The sequence below is a fragment of the Vibrio sp. 2304 genome (assembly GCF_033339475.1).
GTDB classification, from domain to species: domain Bacteria; phylum Pseudomonadota; class Gammaproteobacteria; order Enterobacterales; family Vibrionaceae; genus Vibrio; species Vibrio alginolyticus.
Genome location: NZ_JAWOUQ010000018.1, coordinates 1 through 19,197, shown reverse-complemented (window position 1 = coordinate 19,197; position 19,197 = coordinate 1). Strand labels below are relative to the sequence as shown.

Annotated in this window: 19 protein-coding genes and 1 tRNA gene; 7 read left to right on the top strand and 13 right to left on the bottom strand. The window is 46.2% G+C overall.

Going from position 1 to position 19,197, the window contains the following annotated elements; all coding sequences use genetic code 11:
• Positions 1–99: 99 nt before the first annotated feature.
• Genes frdD through frdA form a run of 4 tightly spaced genes read right to left on the bottom strand, consistent with a single transcriptional unit; the run spans position 100 to position 3,432 of the window.
• Entirely contained in the window at positions 100–477 is a 378-nt protein-coding gene (frdD, locus tag R7P64_RS22165) for a fumarate reductase subunit FrdD (RefSeq protein WP_005381493.1), read from the bottom strand.
• 11 nt (positions 478–488) lie between these two features.
• Positions 489–872: a fumarate reductase subunit FrdC gene (gene frdC / locus R7P64_RS22160; protein WP_005381491.1), complete on the bottom strand. Its 384-nt coding sequence runs from the start codon at positions 870–872 to the stop codon at positions 489–491.
• A gap of 2 nt (positions 873–874) precedes the next feature.
• Positions 875–1,633 carry a succinate dehydrogenase/fumarate reductase iron-sulfur subunit gene (locus tag R7P64_RS22155; protein WP_005381489.1) on the bottom strand — a complete coding sequence of 253 codons (759 nt, stop codon included), beginning with the start codon at positions 1,631–1,633 and terminating at the stop codon, positions 875–877.
• Complete coding sequence (gene frdA / locus R7P64_RS22150; protein WP_005381487.1) at positions 1,633–3,432, bottom strand: fumarate reductase (quinol) flavoprotein subunit; 1,800 nt, start codon at positions 3,430–3,432, stop codon at positions 1,633–1,635. The genes R7P64_RS22155 and frdA overlap by 1 nt, the downstream gene beginning before the upstream one ends.
• A gap of 435 nt (positions 3,433–3,867) precedes the next feature.
• Here frdA and epmA point away from each other — a divergent pair, with 435 nt between their 5' ends.
• The 4 genes from epmA (at position 3,868) to R7P64_RS22130 (ending at position 6,981) form a co-directional block, all read left to right on the top strand.
• Entirely contained in the window at positions 3,868–4,839 is a 972-nt protein-coding gene (epmA, locus tag R7P64_RS22145) for an elongation factor P--(R)-beta-lysine ligase (RefSeq protein WP_149192320.1), read from the top strand.
• 9 nt (positions 4,840–4,848) lie between these two features.
• Complete coding sequence (locus tag R7P64_RS22140) at positions 4,849–5,223, top strand: VanZ family protein (RefSeq protein ID WP_017635567.1); 375 nt, start codon at positions 4,849–4,851, stop codon at positions 5,221–5,223.
• 21 nt (positions 5,224–5,244) lie between these two features.
• Positions 5,245–5,880: a TetR/AcrR family transcriptional regulator gene (locus tag R7P64_RS22135; protein WP_005381480.1), complete on the top strand. Its 636-nt coding sequence runs from the start codon at positions 5,245–5,247 to the stop codon at positions 5,878–5,880.
• 144 nt (positions 5,881–6,024) lie between these two features.
• Positions 6,025–6,981: a DHH family phosphoesterase gene (locus tag R7P64_RS22130; protein WP_318123979.1), complete on the top strand. Its 957-nt coding sequence runs from the start codon at positions 6,025–6,027 to the stop codon at positions 6,979–6,981.
• Between the two features lie 73 nt (positions 6,982–7,054).
• Here R7P64_RS22130 and R7P64_RS22125 read toward each other — a convergent pair whose 3' ends face one another.
• The 5 genes from R7P64_RS22125 to R7P64_RS22105 all read right to left on the bottom strand — a co-directional run bounded on the left by R7P64_RS22125 (position 7,055) and on the right by R7P64_RS22105 (position 11,484).
• A complete protein-coding gene (locus R7P64_RS22125; RefSeq protein WP_005381476.1) occupies positions 7,055–8,200 on the bottom strand; it encodes a murein hydrolase activator EnvC family protein in 1,146 nt (381 codons plus the stop codon).
• A gap of 27 nt (positions 8,201–8,227) precedes the next feature.
• The gene (gene cysE / locus R7P64_RS22120; RefSeq protein ID WP_005381475.1) at positions 8,228–9,049 is read right to left on the bottom strand and encodes a serine O-acetyltransferase; all 822 of its coding nucleotides are present in this window, start codon (positions 9,047–9,049) and stop codon (positions 8,228–8,230) included.
• 78 nt (positions 9,050–9,127) lie between these two features.
• A complete protein-coding gene (gene gpsA, locus R7P64_RS22115; protein ID WP_005381474.1) occupies positions 9,128–10,165 on the bottom strand; it encodes an NAD(P)H-dependent glycerol-3-phosphate dehydrogenase in 1,038 nt (345 codons plus the stop codon).
• A 195-nt stretch (positions 10,166–10,360) separates the two neighbouring features.
• Positions 10,361–10,825 carry a protein-export chaperone SecB gene (secB, locus tag R7P64_RS22110; RefSeq protein WP_005386410.1) on the bottom strand — a complete coding sequence of 155 codons (465 nt, stop codon included), beginning with the start codon at positions 10,823–10,825 and terminating at the stop codon, positions 10,361–10,363.
• A gap of 224 nt (positions 10,826–11,049) precedes the next feature.
• Positions 11,050–11,484, bottom strand: a complete 435-nt coding sequence (locus R7P64_RS22105) for a rhodanese-like domain-containing protein (RefSeq protein ID WP_005386415.1) — start codon at positions 11,482–11,484, stop codon at positions 11,050–11,052.
• Between the two features lie 547 nt (positions 11,485–12,031).
• Here R7P64_RS22105 and gpmM point away from each other — a divergent pair.
• A complete protein-coding gene (gene gpmM / locus R7P64_RS22100; protein WP_258662959.1) occupies positions 12,032–13,564 on the top strand; it encodes a 2,3-bisphosphoglycerate-independent phosphoglycerate mutase in 1,533 nt (510 codons plus the stop codon).
• A gap of 86 nt (positions 13,565–13,650) precedes the next feature.
• On the opposite strand, the gene R7P64_RS22095 is transcribed toward gpmM, so the two are convergent.
• From R7P64_RS22095 to rsgA, 4 genes are all read right to left on the bottom strand, one after another.
• Complete coding sequence (locus R7P64_RS22095) at positions 13,651–14,538, bottom strand: DMT family transporter (RefSeq protein WP_025768800.1); 888 nt, start codon at positions 14,536–14,538, stop codon at positions 13,651–13,653.
• A 132-nt stretch (positions 14,539–14,670) separates the two neighbouring features.
• Positions 14,671–16,086, bottom strand: a complete 1,416-nt coding sequence (locus R7P64_RS22090; protein ID WP_318105798.1) for an SLC13 family permease — start codon at positions 16,084–16,086, stop codon at positions 14,671–14,673.
• Positions 16,087–16,252: 166 nt separating this feature from the next.
• On the bottom strand, positions 16,253–17,110 hold the full coding sequence (gene asd, locus R7P64_RS22085) for an archaetidylserine decarboxylase (RefSeq protein WP_005381465.1): 858 nt from the start codon (positions 17,108–17,110) through the stop codon (positions 16,253–16,255).
• A gap of 116 nt (positions 17,111–17,226) precedes the next feature.
• Positions 17,227–18,291, bottom strand: a complete 1,065-nt coding sequence (rsgA, locus tag R7P64_RS22080) for a small ribosomal subunit biogenesis GTPase RsgA (protein WP_005386419.1) — start codon at positions 18,289–18,291, stop codon at positions 17,227–17,229.
• A gap of 129 nt (positions 18,292–18,420) precedes the next feature.
• Between rsgA and orn the strand changes: the two genes are divergently transcribed.
• The gene (orn, locus tag R7P64_RS22075; RefSeq protein WP_017635574.1) at positions 18,421–18,966 is read left to right on the top strand and encodes an oligoribonuclease; all 546 of its coding nucleotides are present in this window, start codon (positions 18,421–18,423) and stop codon (positions 18,964–18,966) included.
• Between the two features lie 156 nt (positions 18,967–19,122).
• A tRNA-Gly gene (locus tag R7P64_RS22070) sits at positions 19,123–19,195 on the top strand.
• Positions 19,196–19,197 lie beyond the last annotated feature (2 nt).

Sequence of the window (19,197 nt, the reverse complement as noted above, 5' to 3'; positions counted from 1 at the left end):
CATGGGTGGTCAAAAGCTTAAAAAGCAAAAAGATCATAGGTAACCCAAAGCAATAAAAAAGCTGGCATTTAGCCAGCTTTTTCTTTTTTGGTCAGTCTCTTAAATCATGAAGATAAAGATAACTGCTAGTGCAGTGATGAGGCCTGCAAATGCATAGCATGCAATTTTACCAATCACACCAGTGTGGAATTTAAGGTCGTGCATGCCGTGGTGTACACGGTGCATTGCGTGCCACATTGGCAATGCTAGCGTGCCAATGATGAATAGCGCACCGATGATGCTGGTTGCGAATGCAGAGACACGCTCGTAGCTCATCGCTTCTGCGTCAATCACGCCTAGTGGTACCAAGATACCTAGCACAAGAACAGTGATTGGCGTGATCATCGCGAACCAAGTACCGCCTGCGCCAAACAGACCCCACCAGATTGGCTCATCAGAACGTTTTGGTGATGTGTTTACACTATAATTCGGTTTCATTGCTCAGCTCCTTACACCACGATGAGAACGATCAGTGAGATGAACGCAACCGCGGCCCACTGAGTCAATACGATGATCTTCTTGTCCACTGGTTTGCCTTTCAAACGAATTGGCATTACTTGTGGCATCATGCTGAAGAAAGTTTGAGCGTGGAATAGGCTACCGAGTAGTGCAACGATGTTGATTGCGACGACGATTGGGTTCGCCATGAACGCTAACCAACCTTGCCATGCTTCAGGACCTTTCACCAAGCAACCTAAACCGAAAGTTAGGAACAGAGTGAATAGAATTAACGGAAGCACCGTCGCTTCACGTAGCATGTAGAAGCGGTAGAAAGGATGGTTCTTCCACCAAGTGCGTTTTACTTCACGAACGTAAGGTTTACGATTGCTCATCCTTATGCCTCCACTTTCTTTGGTGAACCATCAGGTTTCAACATAGCAATCACGAAGTCCATAGAAGACTCCACTTTGCCTTGGTTTACAGCCGCTGCTGGGTCAACGTTCTTCGGACAAACTTCAGAACAGTAACCAACAAACGTACAACCCCAAGCACCGTTTTCACCGTTGATAAGCTTCATGCGCTCATCTTTACCGTTGTCACGGCTGTCTAGGTTGTAGCGGTGGGCTAGCGTTAGTGCAGCAGGACCGATGAACTCTGGGTTAAGACCAAACTGAGGACATGCTGCATAGCATAGACCACAGTTGATACAGCCAGCGAATTGCTTGTATTTCGCCATCTGTTCTGGCGTTTGCAAGTTCGTACCGTCTTCTGGTTTACGATCGTTACCAATGATGTATGGTTTGATTGCTTCTAGGCGCTCGATGAATGGCGTCATATCAACAATCAAGTCTTTCTCGATTGGGAAGTTCGCTAGAGGCTCGATAGTCACGCCGTCTGGGTAGTCACGTAGGAAGCTCTTACAAGCAAGTTTCGGTACGTTGTTCACCATGATGCCGCAAGAACCACAGATCGCCATACGACAAGACCAACGGTAAGACAGATCTTTGTCTAGGTGGTCTTTGATGTAACCAAGTGCGTCAAGTACAGACATGGTTTCATCGAATGGGACTTCGAATGTTTGCTTGTATGGTTCTGCATCTTTTTCTGGGTCGTAACGCAGGATGTCTACTTTTTGAATGCGATTTGCTGACATTATGCTTGCTCCTCTGCGTTCTTCTCTTCAGCCGCTGCTTTTTCTGCTGCTTCACCGTATAGACGAGCTTTTGGTTGTGACTTAGTGATGGTCACATTGCTGTAATCGATACTTGGTGCTGACTCTGGCTTGTAGAAAGCAAGTGAGTGTTTTAGGAAGTTCACGTCATCACGTTCTGTACAACCGTCGTCTAGACGTTGGTGCGCACCGCGAGATTCTTTACGTAGAATCGCAGAGTGAACCATCGCTTCTGCTACTTCTAGGCCGTAACCCACTTCGATTGCATATAGAAGGTCAGTGTTGAACACTTTACCTTTGTCTTTGATGCTGATGCGTTTGTAGCGTTCTTTCAACTCAGTGATCTTGTCGATAGTCGCTTGCATCAAATCTTCTTGGCGGTAGATACCACAACCCGCTTCCATGGTGTGGCCCATTTCTGTGCGTATTTCTGCCCAGTTTTCGTCGCCTTCTTGGTTCATCAGTTTCGCGATGCGCTCTTCAACGGCTTTGACTTGCGCGTCAATTGCCGCGTCGTTCCAACCTTTGAATTCTGCTGCGCGTTTCACTGCGTTTTCACCCGCTACGCGGCCAAATACCACGAACTCAGCCAGTGAGTTAGACCCTAAACGGTTTGCACCGTGAAGACCAACAGACGCACATTCACCCACCGCGAATAGGCCTTTAATGCGAGTTTCACATCCGCCGTCCGTTTCAATACCACCCATGGTGTAGTGAACGGTTGGACGAATTGGAATTGGCTCTTTTGCAGGGTCCACGTTTACGTAAGCTTTTGCTAGCTCACAGATGAACGGTAGACGCTCTTGTAGGTACTCTTCACCAAGATGGCGAAGGTCTAGGTGCACCACGTCACCCAGTGGGTGTTTGATGGTGTTGCCTTTCTGTTGTTCGTGCCAGAAAGCTTGAGAAACTTTGTCACGAGGACCCAGTTCCATGTATTTGTTCTTCGGTTGGCCAACTGGAGTTTCAGGACCCATGCCGTAATCTTGTAGGTAACGGTAGCCATTCTTGTTAACGATGATACCGCCTTCACCACGACAACCTTCCGTCATCAGGATACCTGTACCAGGAAGACCGGTTGGGTGGTATTGAACGAATTCCATATCACGTAGAGGAACGCCGTGACGGTAAGCCATTGCCATACCATCGCCCGTTACGATACCGCCGTTGGTGTTACAGTGGTAAACACGGCCCGCGCCACCTGTTGCTAGAACAACCGATTTTGCTTTGATAGTAACAAGCTCGCCTTCAGACATGTGAATAGCAATCAGACCTTGAACTTCGCCTTCATCAACAAGCAGATCCACCACAAAGTACTCATCAAAACGTTTGATGTTGCTGTACTTCATTGATGTCTGGAATAGCGTATGAAGCATGTGGAAGCCAGTTTTGTCTGCAGCGAACCAAGTACGTTCAACCTTCATACCACCAAAGCGGCGTACGTTGACTTCACCGTTCTCTTTACGACTCCATGGGCAACCCCATTGCTCCATTTGGATCATTTCGCGAGTCGCGTTCTCTACAAAGTATTCAACAACATCCTGTTCACATAGCCAGTCACCACCGCCAACAGTGTCGTTGAAGTGGTTGTCTAAGCTATCTTCATCCTTGATAACTGCTGCTGAGCCACCCTCTGCAGCGACCGTGTGGGAGCGCATTGGATAAACTTTAGAAATCAGAGCGACTTCTAAGTCTGGGTTTGCTTCAGCCGCTGCAATAGCAGTACGAAGACCAGCGCCGCCTGCGCCGATGACTGCGATATCTGTGGTGATAATTTGCACAGTTATCCTCCAGTGTGTGATTGCGGAAATCCGCTTGTTATTGTCATTACGAGGCGCTCTTTAAAAAGAACTCCCCAAAAGTAGTAGGGTTAGTGTAGATGAGCCACATGGCAGAAAAATTGATGTAATTGGGTTTTTGCTTCGGTAATGCACTTAAGGGCATAGAATTTATAGGTTATGTGACTGCTATCACGGCATCGAGGTTTTGGCCCTCAAGCATTAACATTAGGGATGTTAAGCCTGTGTTGCGTGACATTAACCGCATGGATAATAGGATTTTAACTGAGTGTTTTTTGTTCTGCGGCACGAGTAATGCTTGCCTCAAATTGGCGAGCTCATTAGTAAAAAGAAGAAGGGATATTCCTCTCTTCTTGAAGAGTAAAAAGCATGTAGAATGAGACTTTCCTCGCTGAATTAAAGTTTGAGAGATTTGTTATGCAAACCAACTGGCAACCTACTGCTTCCATTGACCAACTTCGTCAACGTGCGACGTTAGTCGCGTCGATTCGACAATTCTTCGCTGACCGACAGGTGATGGAAGTCGATACGCCAGCCATGAGTCACGCAACCGTGACTGACATCCATTTGCATACTTTCCAAACCGAGTTTGTTGGCCCAGGCTATGCCGATGGCAGTAAGCTGTTTTTTATGACCAGCCCAGAATTCCATATGAAGCGCCTTTTGGCTGCGGGTAGCGGTTGTATTTATCAAATCAACAAAGCATTTCGTAATGAAGAGAATGGTCGCTACCACAACCCTGAATTCACGATGTTGGAGTGGTATCGCGTTGGCTTTGACCATCATAAATTGATGGATGAAATGGATGACCTGTTGCAGCTGGTATTGAAGTGTGGCGCAGCGCAGCGCATGACGTATAAGCAAGCCTTCATTGATGTGTTGGGTGTGTGTCCACTGGAAGGCTCGATGACTGAGCTGAAAGCGGCGGCAAGCAAGCTGGGTTTGAGTGACATTGCTGAGCCAGAAGAAGATCGCGATACGCTGCTGCAACTACTATTTAGCGTGGGAGTAGAAAACAAAATTGGTCAGGACGTGCCGGCTTTTGTGTACGACTTCCCTGCATCACAGGCGGCGCTTGCGAAAATCAATCCTCAAGATCATCGCGTCGCGGATCGTTTTGAAGTGTACTTTAAGGGGATAGAGCTGGCGAACGGATTTCATGAACTGGATAACCCGAAAGAGCAATTAGCGCGCTTTGAACAAGATAACGCAAAGCGTATCGAAATGGGTTTAAAACCACAGCCGATCGATTATCATCTGATCTCTGCACTGGAAGCAGGGTTGCCAGATTGTGCAGGGGTCGCGTTGGGTATCGATCGTTTGATCATGCTGGCGCTAGGCTGTGACCACATTGATCAAGTGACGGCCTTTCCATTTCCAATTGCATAAGGACGTCCAATGAACCTGACGGCTGCACGTTTCGTCATCTTTAGCTACGCCATATTGATCGCTTTTTTATCTCTGAGTTCAGGTGAACTGCAAGACTGGGGCAATATCGCGTATCTCGACAAAATGCAGCACGCTATGGCGTATAGCGGCTTTGCGTTTTTAGGTTGTTTCTGTGTGTGGCGTTGGCGTCAACGTTGGGCGGTGGCGATTAGTATTTTGCTATTCAGCGCCGTTATTGAGTGGTTGCAAGGGTATGTAGGGCGACAAACTTCTTGGTTAGACCTTGTCGCCAACTCAACTGGCATCTTAACTGGTCTGTTATGTTACCGTATTTGGAGCCTCTATCGACCTAGGTTGGTGAAGTCGCTATACTCGATTCGTTAATGAAGAGGGAACACGATAACAATGAAAACGCGCGACAAAATCGTCTACGCGGCACTGGAGTTGTTCAACCAACATGGTGAGCGCAACATCACCACCAATCACATTGCCGATCACATCGAAATTAGCCCTGGTAATCTGTATTACCACTTCCGCAATAAGCAAGAAATCGTTCGTGAGATCTTTGCGCTTTATTCAGCAGAACTTTTAGAAAGATTTACCCCTATTCAAGGTTCGCAAGAGAGCCTGACTATGCTGAAGAGCTACCTAGACTCTATTTTTACCTTGATGTGGAAATACCGCTTTTTCTACGCAAACTTACCAGAAATCTTGTCACGAGATGAACAGCTACACGAACAGTACATCGATGTGCAAGAGAAGCTGCAAGCGAACCTCATTGCTATTATGCAAGAGTTCGTAACGATGAAGCTGTTGAATGTCGATCAACAACAGTTGAAGTCATTGGTATGTACATTGCACTTGATTGCGTGTAGTTGGTTGGCGTATCAATCCGCGATGGCTTCAAAAACCAACATTACCGAACAAATGGTGAAGCAAGGGATGTTGCAGATGCTTAATGTCGTTAAGCCATTAGCAACTGAGCAGGGCTTAGAGCAGCTACTGTTATTAGAAGATGCGGTTAGCAATCTACACAGTTAAACGTCAAACTGCTTAATATTTCGAGAGTCACTCTCATTTTCGAGTCGTGGCTCGAGTTGACTTGTCAAATATGCCACGCACAATAGTCCCATACGCTAAAAACCCTTGCAGGGATAAGATTCTCGATAAAGGAACTATCGCCCCATGAATTACGACATTTTTAATGGTGATGCTGATGGCATCATTGCTCTTCTGCAATTACGTTTGGCTGATCCTGTCGATGCCCAGTTAATAACCGGTGTAAAGCGCGACATCAAACTGGTGGAAAAAGTAGACGTGCAAGCGGGTGATGAGCTGACTGTGTTAGACATTTCGATGGAAAAGAACATGGCAGGTCTAGAGCAAGCTTTGGCTCAAGGCGCGCACGTCTTTTACGCCGACCATCACAAAGCTGGTGACATTCCTCAGCATGATAATTTGGATGCGCACATCGATCTCGATGCCAACATGTGCACGGCGTTGATTGTCGATAAGTTGCTTGATGGGCGTTTTCATGACTGGGCGATTACGGCGGCTTATGGCGATAACATGATTGCTAAAGCCAATGAGTTAGCGAATAACGCGGGCTTGTCGCAGCAACAGAAAGAGCAGCTAAAAGAGCTGGGTACTTTAATTAACTACAACGGCTACGGCTCGAAAGTCGAAGATTTACACTTTCATCCTGCGGAGCTGTACCGAGCTTTGCTGAAGTACATGTCACCATTTGAAGCTATTGAAGATACGGCCTCGCCATACTACCAATTGCAATCGGCTTACCAACAAGACATGGAGGCGGCTCTCGCAGTGCCTGCCATGCATGAGGGCGGTAAGCTAAAGTTGTTTGAGTTACCAAACACGGCGGCATCACGCCGAATCAGTGGTGTTTATGGCAACTGGCTGGCAAACCAAAACCCTGACTCTGCGCATGCGGTACTTACTGAAAATGCAGATGGGACTTATACGGTTTCACTTCGTGCCCCGTTAAACAATAAACAAGGTGCCGTGGCCGTGTGTGGTCAGTTCCCGACAGGTGGGGGCCGAGAGGCGGCGGCAGGAATCAACGCGTTAAGCAAAGATGATGTGCATGCTTTTATTGATGCGGTAGAAACCTACTACGCATAGCATTTTCCAAAATATGAATGCAAAAAAGGAGCCGAGTGGCTCCTTTTTTATTATAAGTCGATGAGTCAGATAATCAGCGTTTTAACCAAGATTTCGGATTCTGCGCTTCACTATTACGACGAATTTCAAAGTACAGCGATGGCCTGTCTTGACCACCCGTATCACCCGCGAGAGCAATCACTTCGCCGGCGGTGACTCGATCGCCTTCTTTTTTAGTTAACGCTTGGTTGTAACCATAGAGGGTCATGTCACCTTTTCCGTGGTCGAGCAGTACCACTAAACCGTATCCGCGCAGATACTCAGCAAATACGACAGTACCAGGATAAACGGCTTTCACTTGTTGACCATAGTTGGCAGACAACACCATACCCTTCCAGTTTACCTGCCCAGTTTGTCGCGTACCAAAGTTGTGTAACACACTGCCTTTGAGTGGCCAAGGCAACTTACCGCGCTGTTTGCCGAGTCCGTCCATTGGCACCGCATTACGCTTCGCTGCTTTGGCGATCTCTGCTTTTAAACGGGTTTCGTTGCGTTGCAGCTCGGCTAAGTAGCGTTTGTCATTCTTGATACTGCTCTGAATTTTATTCAGGGTTTGCTTACGCTTGGATTGTGTACTCGCTAGCGCTGTACGTTTTTCGGATTGCTGCTTGAGCAGAGTCTCGATTTGCTCTTTTTCTAGCTCGAGCTGGTTTTTGTTGTGCGCTAATTCTTGGGTTATTTTGGTGATCGCATCAATCACTTCAGCACGTGCTTTAGCTAAATGCTGGAAGTATTGGCTCATGCGGTCTTCTTCCACACCTTGATTTAACAAGTGACCATTGGCCTTCGCTCGCTCGGTCACGTAATACGTTTGCAGCAGCTGTTTGAGTTCTTCTTCTTGCTCTTGACGCTGTGCTTCTTGCAAGGCAATTTTCTCTTCCAGGTTTTCTATGTTTTTGTCTGCTTGTGCGAGGTTAGACTTGGTTTGTCGTATTTCACGCTCAAGCTTAGAAATACCAAGCTCTTGATCTTTTAGTGATTTCTGTAACTCATTGAGCTGCTTTTCTTGGGAAGAGAGCGATTTGCGCTGACGGCTTATCTCACTGGATACGCCTTTGAGCTCTTGCTGACTCACAGCAGAGGAGGTAATGGGATAAGTGGCAGATAAAGCACAAGTTAATAAAATAGCCGAGCGTAGAACAGGGTGATTTTGTTTTCGCACTTGAGAGTTACCTACCACGTTGTTGTCAAAAAGGTTTGTTGACGATTAAATACCATCCCCATGGATAAAGCTTTGCGATTTACCGTTAAAGCCTTGATCCATATCGAGAGAAGGTTTGTCCGTTTTTGGACGTCCGACGATTTTTGCAGGCACGCCAGCCACCGTTGTGTGAGGAGGCACGGCTTGCAATACCACAGAGCAAGATCCGATTTTCGCGCCTTCACCAACTTCGATATTGCCAAGAATCTTTGCACCAGCGCCGATCATTACGCCTTCGCGAATTTTCGGGTGACGATCACCGCATTCTTTACCAGTACCACCAAGGGTGACATCTTGCAGTATAGACACGTCGTTTTCGACCACGGCAGTTTCACCAATCACGATGCCTGTTGCATGGTCGAGCATGATGCCACTACCAATGCGCGCTGCAGGGTGGATATCGACCTGACATGCTACAGAAATCTGATTTTGTAGGTAAGTCGCAAGAGCGTGACGACCTTGCTTCCATAGCCAGTTTGCTACTCGGTAGCCTTGCAGTGCATGATAGCCTTTTAGGTACAGCAATGGCATTGAGTACATTGAAACAGCAGGGTCGCGATTGACCGTGGCACAAATATCACAAGCCGCACCGTCAGTGATGGTTGGATCAGCTGCAAAGGCTTCTTCAACCACTTCACGTACAGCCATCGCTGGCATGGAAGCGGTGTTCAATTTGTTAGCCAGAATATAACTCAGAGCGGCACACAAACTTTCATGCTTGATAATGGTGGCATGATAGAAGCTCGCCAGCATAGGCTCTTGTTCTGACATTTCACGGGCTTCTGAGACAATTTTGTTCCAGACTTTTTGTTTTTCGCAGTGTTTCATTCTCAATATCCAGAGTGGTTCTTCCGTGACCCGACAACTTCAATTTTTCTCAGATGAGCTGCAAAGGGCGGTAGATTGCTACTTTCCTTCGGCTTTTTTGTCACGAGCAAGTAAATCTTGCGCTGCTAAGCGCGCATCTTTTCCTTGATACAATACTTGATAAATTTGATCAACTATCGGCATCTCAACACCCATACGTTGAGAAAGTAGCCATACTTCTTTTGTATTGCGGTAACCTTCAACCACTTGACCAATTTCTTCTTGAGCCGTATCAACGTCTTTACCTTGGCCTAATGCCAAGCCAAAGCGTCGGTTACGTGATTGGTTATCGGTACATGTCAGGACAAGATCGCCTAAACCTGCCATGCCCATAAAGGTTTCTGGCTGTGCACCCAGCGCAGCACCAAGGCGACTCATTTCAGCCAAGCCACGAGTAATTAATGCAGTACGGGCGTTGGCGCCAAAACCAATACCATCAGACATACCCGCACCAATCGCAATAACGTTTTTCACAGCACCGCCCAGTTGCATACCAATAAAGTCACTATTGGCATATACGCGGAAGGTTTTGCTACAGTGGATTTTTTCTTGTAGATCCGCAACAAATTCAGAATCTGGAGACGCAACAGAGATTGCAGTCGGCATACCCATTGCGAGCTCTTTCGCAAACGTTGGGCCAGACAATACTGCTAGTGAGTAGTTTTCACCGATAATGTCATAAGCGACGTCTTTCAGCAGGCGCCCCGTTTCAGGTTCAAGCCCTTTGGTTGCCCAACAGATGCGAGAGTCTTCGCGCAAGAATGGTTTACAGCTGTTTAGCACGATGCCGAAGACATGGCTTGGAACCACAACCAACAAATCTCGGCTTGCTTGAACGGCTTTTTCTAAATCCGATTCAATGATCAAGCTTTCAGGGAAATCAACACCTGGTAAGAAGGCATGGTTAGCTCGGTCTGCTTCTAGGCGAGCCATGTGCTCTGGCTCGTGTCCCCAAAGGACAACGTTCGCGCCGTTACGAGCGAGTGAGATTGCCAAAGAGGTGCCGTATGAGCCTGCGCCAATCACAGTCATTGCGATGTCTTTACCGTAAGCATTGTTTGTATTTGCTTGTGTCATGCTACCGCCTAATTGTCTTGCTACTAGTAGAATCTAGTTCCTAATCGTCAAATTTTACGCCTTCTGGCGATTAGGAACTAGGAACTTTTGTCAGAAATAAAAAATGCACATTGCATCGGATGGTAGACGCTCTGTGCATTTTATTTGATTCGGTGACGTCAGCACTGTGGCTATTCGTCACTTATAAAACGTGAATTACGCTTCAGCTTCGCCTTGTTGAGCTTGCTGTTGTAGGTAGTTCATGAATAGCGCGTCAAAGTTTACTGGCGCTAGGTTCAGTTGAGGGAACGTACCTTTAACGACTAGGCTTGAGATAGTTTCACGAGCGTATGGGAATAGGATGTTCGGGCAGAATGCGCCTAGGCAATGTGCAAGTTGACCAGCTTCCATTTGTTCAGCAGTGAAGATACCACCTTGTTGAACTTCACATAGGAACGCAGTCTCTTCTTCGTTCTTCACAGTAACGGTTAGACGTAGAACAACTTCGTACACGCCTTCACCAAGCTCACGGCTTTGAGTGTCTAGGTCTAGTTTAACGTCTGGGTTCCACTCTTTCTGGAAAATTACTGGAGAGTTCGGCGCTTCAAAAGAAACGTCTTTTAGGAAGATGCGTTGAATTGCGAAGTTTTGTTGTGCGTCTTGAGGTGCTGCTTCAGCCATTTTTTAATCCTTAAATCAATATTTGTTGAGCCTAGAAACGTCTAAGCTCAGAAAACTGGTATGTCCTGAGACTAACTGAGCCAATCTACCTTGACTAGATGAAGCGTGTATTACGTGCAAAGCGTCACAACTTAGTGCTCCAACTGCTTTCAATTTGCTCAGTTTTTTGTCCGCGAGGCTTGTAAAAGCGCGTTTAAACGCGAACTTTCGTTCTTGCCACGTTCCTACTTCTTACCGCGAACTAACGGCAGGTTCGCTTCGTTCCACGCAATCAAACCATTTTTTAGTAGGCTCACGTTTTCGAAGCCTGCTTTTACTAGTAGGTTTGCGCTTTCTTGAGCGGTCTGTCCTGTCTTACATACCACAATGATTGGGTCTGATTTGTGGTTTTCAAGGCTACCCAAGTTACCCGCTTTGATGTCTGACGGTAAAATGTGAAGTGAGTCGGTGATATGACCTTTTTTGAACTCGTCTTTGGTACGGATATCCACTACAACGCCGTTTTCACGGTTCATAAGATGAGTCAGTTGGTTTACGTTGATTTCTTTGTATGCGGCTGTCGCTGATTTCACGATGTTCATGATAAAGGCGACAAGAAGACCTACCCAAACCAAAGATAGAATCATGTTCTGTTGGAAAAATTCAATGTACTCTTGCATGTCTTGAGCTCTTACGCTGTTGGCGGAAAAATAAAGCAGGAGTATAGCGAGGTTACGGCTCTTAGGCGAGAGGGTTAAAATTTTCTAACGAATAATTGAGATCTCTATAAACCCGTTATGCCCTTACTATCCGTACATTTTGCTCTGGTAGCTTGATTGTTTTTGCCTATTGGACTTATCGGTTTAAGTGACTTCTGTTTTACTGAGAAAAGAGAACAATAGGTATTAACCCATCTTGTTTGATGTTGCTTTAAATTAGCGCTGTTTCAAGTGCAAAAATAAGAATGAGAAGCGTAAGAAAACCGAACTTAGACTGGGGTGTACAAAGCGTATTAGAAATGACTATGCTTGTGGAACACGATTGTCGGCACTGACTCGTTGTTCGCTTAACTTGTAAGATAGCAACAATAAATCGCAAACATTATTTGATCTTAACCTACAGTTTTGGTTAAAAAGTGTAGTAAAATTACGCTAGTTTTGTTTCAAGGTTAGATAGGGCAGCGAGGCCCTACGCCAAAAGTTACTTAAATTTGATGAGGTCATCACTATGTCAGCTAAGAAGCCATTGGCTCTAGTTATCCTTGACGGTTACGGTTACCGTGAAGACACAGCAAGTAACGCAATTGCGAATGCGAAAACACCAGTAATGGATGCTCTGATTGCGAATAACCCACACACATTAATCTCTGCTTCAGGCATGGATGTTGGCCTTCCTGATGGTCAAATGGGTAACTCTGAAGTTGGTCACACTAACATTGGTGCAGGCCGCGTTGTATACCAAGACCTGACTCGTATCACTAAATCAATTGCTGATGGTGAGTTCGAACAAACGCCTGCGCTAGTTGAAGCAATCGACTCTGCTGTGAAAGCTGAAAAAGCAGTACACATCATGGGCCTGATGTCTCCAGGCGGTGTTCACTCTCACGAAGACCACATTTACGCAGCAGTTGAAATGGCAGCGGCGCGTGGCGCAGAGAAAATCTACCTACACTGCTTCCTAGACGGCCGTGACACACCACCACGTAGTGCTGAAAACTCACTACAACGTTTCCAAGACCTATTTGCGAAACTAGGTAAAGGCCGCGTTGCTTCTCTAATAGGTCGTTACTACGCAATGGACCGTGACAACAACTGGGATCGCGTCCAAGTTGCTTACGATCTTCTAACTCAAGCTAAAGCTGAGTTCACAGCAGAAACGGCAGTTGAAGGTCTAGAAGCGGCTTACGCTCGTGAAGAAAACGACGAATTCGTTAAAGCAACAGCTATCAAAGCGGAAGGTCAAGAAGACGCAATCATGCAAGATGGCGATGCGGTTATCTTCATGAACTACCGTGCTGACCGTGCACGTCAAATCACTCGTGCATTCGTTCCTGCATTTGACGGCTTTGAGCGTGCAGCATTCCCTGCAATTAACTTTGTGATGCTGACTCAATACGCGGCTGATATCCCTCTAGCTATCGCATTCCCACCTGCGTCTCTAGAAAACACTTACGGTGAGTGGCTATCTAAACAAGGTCAAACTCAGCTACGTATCTCTGAAACAGAGAAATACGCACACGTGACTTTCTTCTTCAACGGTGGTGTTGAGAACGAATTCGAAGGCGAAGAGCGTCAGTTGGTTGCTTCTCCAAAAGTTGCAACGTACGACATGCAGCCTGAAATGAGCTCTCCAGAACTAACAGAGAAGATGGTTGCGGCTATCAAGTCTGGTAAGTTCGATACCATCATCTGTAACTACCCGAATGCAGATATGGTTGGTCACACTGGCGTTTATGAAGCGGCTGAGAAAGCAATCGAAGCTCTAGATGAAAGCGTGGGTAAAGTGGTTGAAGCAATCAAAGAAGTTGGCGGTCAACTATTGATCACTGCGGACCACGGTAACGCAGAAATGATGATCGACCCTGAAACTGGCGGCATCCACACTGCTCACACTAACCTACCAGTGCCTCTAATCTATGTAGGTGACAAAGCGGTTGAATTCAAAGAAGGCGGTAAACTGTCTGACCTTGCACCAACCATGCTTTCTCTAGCTGGTCTAGAAATCCCAGCAGAAATGACGGGTGAAGTATTAGTTAAATAAATAATTAACTAACGGCTCCGAATGATAAAAGCCCGAGTTTAAACTCGGGCTTTTTTGTATCTGGCAATAAGGGCTGGTCTGTAAGGTTACTGAACCAAAATGCCCGCACCAATCACAGCTAGGGCTGCGCCCAACCATGCAAATCGGTTTGGTCGGCGTTTAGTGTAAATCCAGAGCAGTGGTAGCAACATAATTGGCGTGGTTGAAGATAGAAGTGCAACCATACCTACATTTCCTTCTTGCAGTGCGTATAAGATTAGCGTCATGCCGACGGCCATCGCCAAGAAACCATTAAGCGCAGTAATACCAAATATGCGCCAAGTAATGTGTTGCGTCGAGCGAGCGACTTTGACCCCTAGAACTAACAACATGCTGTGGGCGAAAAAGGCACTGATCATTCGAATAGCAGAAGCCGCAACTGGGTCAATACTGGTTTGCATTACTGGCTTGGCGATAATGCCTCCCAATGCTTGGCACATTGCTGCGGTTAAGCCAAGTCCAATACCTACCCAGATGTTACCTTTAATGTCTTCCAAGACGTTATTCACTTGACCTCTTCGGCCAAAGAATATCGCCATCACCACGCCGCTAAATACCAATGATGCGCCCAGTAGTTCTATTGTGGTCATGACTTCGCTAAATAAGAAGTAGCCCAAGATGGCAGAGAACACGGCGTGGCAAGAGAAGAGTAACCCGGCTTGTCTTGGCCCCATACGATTCAAACACGCGAATAGAGCGGTATCGCCAATAAAAATACCAATCAGTCCTGAGGCCATCATTGGCGTTACATGTTCCCAAGAAACCGTTAACCAGCCGCCAGTTATCCAGGCCATTGTTGATAAGATCACGGCTGTGCAGCCCATACGCCAGCGGCTGTAAGAAAATGCGCCTAGGTGTTGTGCAGGAATGACCGAAATTAGGCTAGAAACTGCCCACAGAAAAGCGGCGCATAAAGCAAGCCATTCGTAACCCATGATGTGTCGACGTCCTTGTAGAGTAGAGGAGTCTTAATATGCACGAAATTTATGGGATGTAAAAGCCGCTCTGTAAGGGCAGTAGCTGGAGAGCAGCTCCATGACAACACGCTTTTTCATGGAGCTCTTCGATTAAAACAGTACCAAAACTGCGCCATACACGATAATTAGACCAATCAAACCGAGAATCAGGCCTACTTTCGCCATGTCTTTGCTCTCGATGAGGCCTGTTGAATAAGCCAAAGAGTTTGGTGGTGTGGAAACCGGTAAGATCATGCCAAGTGATGCGGAGAAGGCGACGACAACCAGTAAACCTTGTAGGCCACCAACCGCAATAAGGCTTGGCATGGATGTACCAATAGCGGCAGCAATAGGCATCAATAAGTTTGCCGTTGCGGTATTAGACATAAAGTTCGCCATTAACCAGCACACTACCGATAGGGCTAAAACAACGGCAAATGGTGATAGCAGGCTGTAATCAATGGCGTGCGCTAATGTTTCGGCTAAGCCCGTTTTGTCTAAGGCAATACCAATTGCTATACCACCGGCAACCAGCCATAAAACATCCCAGTTAATCAGCTTGAGTTCTTCTTTGCCCATAATGCCCGTTAAGGTGAAGACCGCAAGCGGGATAATCGCAACAACATACGTGTTCATGCCGTGCACTTTTGTCGTCATCCAAAGCACAATGGTTAGTGCAAAAGTGATGTAGACGACGATCGCGCGCCAGCTCCTTTTGAATGTACCATCTAGCTTTAGTTTCATTTCTGGTTCGCTAGACGGAAACAGCTTTTGCAACAAGAACCAAGCTACAGTGAGTTGTACCAACACAAAGGGTAGACCCATTGTCATCCACGATAGGAAGTCTATCGCGTTTTCTCCAGTGAGATATTGAAGCGCTATCGCATTAGGTGGCGTGCCTATCGGAGTCGCAATGCCGCCTGTATTCGCGGCAATTGGAATGCACAGCACCAGCGCTTTAATCCCTAAATCCCCTTTAGGTGCTGAAGCGACGATGGGGCCAAGCAGGGCTAGCATCATCACGGTCGTGGCAGTATTGGACATAAACATTGAAAAAACGGCGGTAATTAACATCAAGCCCAGCATGATGAACTTAGGTTGGGTGCCGAATGGTTTTAATAGTACTCGGGCGAGGTTGTTGTCGAGCTCGTATTTGGAAGCCGCAATCGCGAGAGCAAAACCACCCATAAAAAGAATAATGATCGGTGAAGAGAAGGCCGAGAAAATATCGGTGTAAGCAATTAACTCTCCTAAATCATGCCCCGCTGGTGGATTGCGAAATAGATGCAAACCTTTATCCGATATCATGATCAGTTCAAGAGCGATAATAAGAATGGACGTAGCAAAAACGGGAACCGGCTCGAGAACCCAAAGTAGGGCAGCAAGAAGAAAAATAGCTAACAGGCGATGCTGAATTAAAGTGAGATCGTCAATAGGAATAGCATCGATCGGCATCATCAAAACACCGAGCGGAATTAAAAAGCACACCAGCAATTTCGCCAACGTGTTTACACTCATCTTTGGCATTGGCTGCCCCTCTAAATATTCATTCTAAGCGCAGGATAATTGATTGTGGAATGAGGGTCTTAGAGGCAGGTATGAGTTTGAGAAATAGAGGCTAAATTTCGAACGGAGTTTTGCTTTTTATCAATAAAAAGAGCCCTTAATAAAGGGCTCTTTAACGGTGTTTTACTTATTTTTTCAAGGCGTAAGGTGTGCCCATAACGGTTGGCTTACCGTTTTCCATGCTTGCGTCAAACTCAATCGCGTCTTTGGCAAACAGGTTAATAACAGTAGAACCCAGTTTGAAGCGGCCCATCTCTTCGCCTTTTTTCAAGATCACGGCCTTGTCACCCTCTGCTGGGTAATCCCATTTGTAGACAGTGTTTCCACGAGGCGGAGTGATAGTGCCAGCCCATACTTGCTCAATGCTACCAACAATTGTCGCACCAACAAGCACCTGTGCCATTGGACCAAACTCAGTATCGAAGATACACACCACACGCTCGTTACGTGCAAATAGGTTCGGTACGTTTTCTGCTGTCAGAGGGTTTACTGAGAACAGGTCACCTGGTACGTAAATCATTTGGCGCAGAGTGCCGTCACATGGCATGTGTACACGGTGGTAATCGCGCGGAGATAGATACAATGTGGCAAAAGAACCATCTTTAAATTCGTCCGCTAAATTCGCGTCACCGCCCAGCAATTCTTGTGCTGAGAAGTGATGACCTTTTGCTTGGATAAGTTGACCATCTTCAATAGGGCCAAACTGGCTAACACAAGCGTCGGCTGGATGAGTGATGACGTTTTCGCCTTCAGAAATTGGGCGTGCGCCTTCTTTTAGCTCACGAACGAAAAACTCGTTGAACGTTTTAAAATGCTTAGGATCTGAGTGCTTTGCCTCATCCATATTCACATTGTATTGTTTGATAAACCAACGAATAACTGCTGTTGTTAGACCGCCAGCTTTTGCTGAAGCCAGTTTACCCATTAGGCGAGTGAGGCCGTGTTGTGGGATCCAGTACTGCAGTCCAACTTTAAACTTGTCCATCTTTAATTCCGATACTTCTGTTAGATTCGCGCTTTAGGGCGCGTGATGTTACTGAAATTTAATTTGCTTGTCAGTATTAGGTGAAGACTTTTTACACAGTTACAGCCTTAACTCAATTACAGATCGGCTTTTTTATTACGTGAATACTGACGATTTGCTTTGTTTTCAACCATGCTTTCCAAAATGCGATGATAGTTTTCAAAGCGAGTTTCGTTAATTTCCCCGTTCTCGACAGCTTCGCGTAGAAGGCAGCCTGGGTCATCATTGTGTTTACAATCTCGGAACTTGCAACCGCCTAAATATGGTCGAAATTCAACGAATGCTTTTGTTACTTCTTCTGCTTCCAAATGCCAAAGACCAAATTCACGTACTCCAGGTGAGTCGATCAAATCGCCACCCGTTGGAATGTGGTATAAACGTGCAGCCGTCGTGGTGTGTTGGCCCAAGCCAGAGTTCTCAGAGACTTCGCCTTCTTCCACTTCGCTCTCTAGTTCCGGCATTAACGCATTGACTAAGCTGGATTTCCCTACGCCTGATTGACCAACAAAGATATTAATTCGATCACGCAGTAGGGTTTCTAGTTCAGCAATGCCTTCTCCAGACTTCTTGCTGACCAGAAGCACTTTATAGCCAATACGTTCATATTCTTTGAGCCATTCTTCATACATTGCACGGTCATCGGCTTCTAGAAGGTCGACCTTATTTAAGACCAACAATGGCGCAATATTCAGTGTTTCTGATGCAACGAGATAGCGGTCAATAATATTTAGCGATAGCTCTGGTAATACCGAAGAGACAATGACCATTTGATCAATATTGGCTGCAACGGGTTTTAGACCATCGTAATAATCTGGACGAGTGAGCACTGAAGAGCGAGGTTCTACCGCTTCAACAACACCAGAGATGCCCGCCATAGACTCCAATCCTTCGCGCCATAAAACACGATCGCCAGATACTAGAGACTCAATACCACGGCGGAGGTTACAGCGTTGAATTTCGCCTGTTTCAAGGTCTTCAATGTCCGCGTGCTGACCAAAACGAGTGATCACGAGACCTTGCTTGCTGGCGCCTAGCATGTTTTCATCCCACTGGATGGAATCTTCTTGCTTCTTCAAACGCTTTTGTTGGTTGCTACGTACGCGTCGCACCTGACCTTTGGTTAACTTTTTCTTCTTTGCCACAATTCTGTACTTTATGTGAATTTACTCAAATGGTTGAGCCGTACTCTTGGCTCCGTGTATGAGTATCGTGTTTCTCGTATTTTGAGGTATAGTACCTCTTTTATCGATAAACAAATAGGCGGCGTAACCATGTCCTTTAGCGATCAAAACCTAATTTGGGTTGATTTAGAGATGACAGGGCTTGATCCTGAAACGCACAAAATCATCGAAATTGCTTCTATTGTCACGGATAGCGAACTAAATATTTTGGCTGAAGGTCCAGTGTTAGCGATTCATCAGCCGGAAGAAGAACTGGCGAAAATGGACGACTGGTGTACTAATACGCATACGGCAAGCGGTTTGGTGGAGCGCGTTCGAAACAGTCAAATCTCAGAACAAGACGCAGTCGCACAAACCATTGAATTTTTAGAAAAATGGGTGCCAAAAGGGGCGTCGCCAATATGTGGTAACAGCATTGGGCAGGATCGCCGCTTTTTATACAAGCATATGCCTGAGTTGGAAGAGTTCTTCCATTACCGATATGTTGACGTTAGTACTCTTAAAGAACTAGCACGTCGCTGGCAACCTGAGGTGCTAAATGGGTTCACAAAACAGGGAACACATTTGGCCTTGGACGACATTCGTGAGTCCATCGCAGAACTTAAGTACTATCGAGGTACTATTTTCAAGATTTAACTGTTAAGGTTGCGATCCAAATTGTTGTAATTTATATCGCTTTTGATTGCTTTTTCGTCGTTCAGTAAAAAAATAAAGTTTTTTTGAAGGAAGGACTTGCATCACAAAAAAATGCTCTTATAATTCGCAGCCCTAAACAGCGGAAACGTTGTTGATGCGACACTAGCTCAGTTGGTAGAGCGCAACCTTGCCAAGGTTGAGGTCACGAGTTCGAACCTCGTGTGTCGCTCC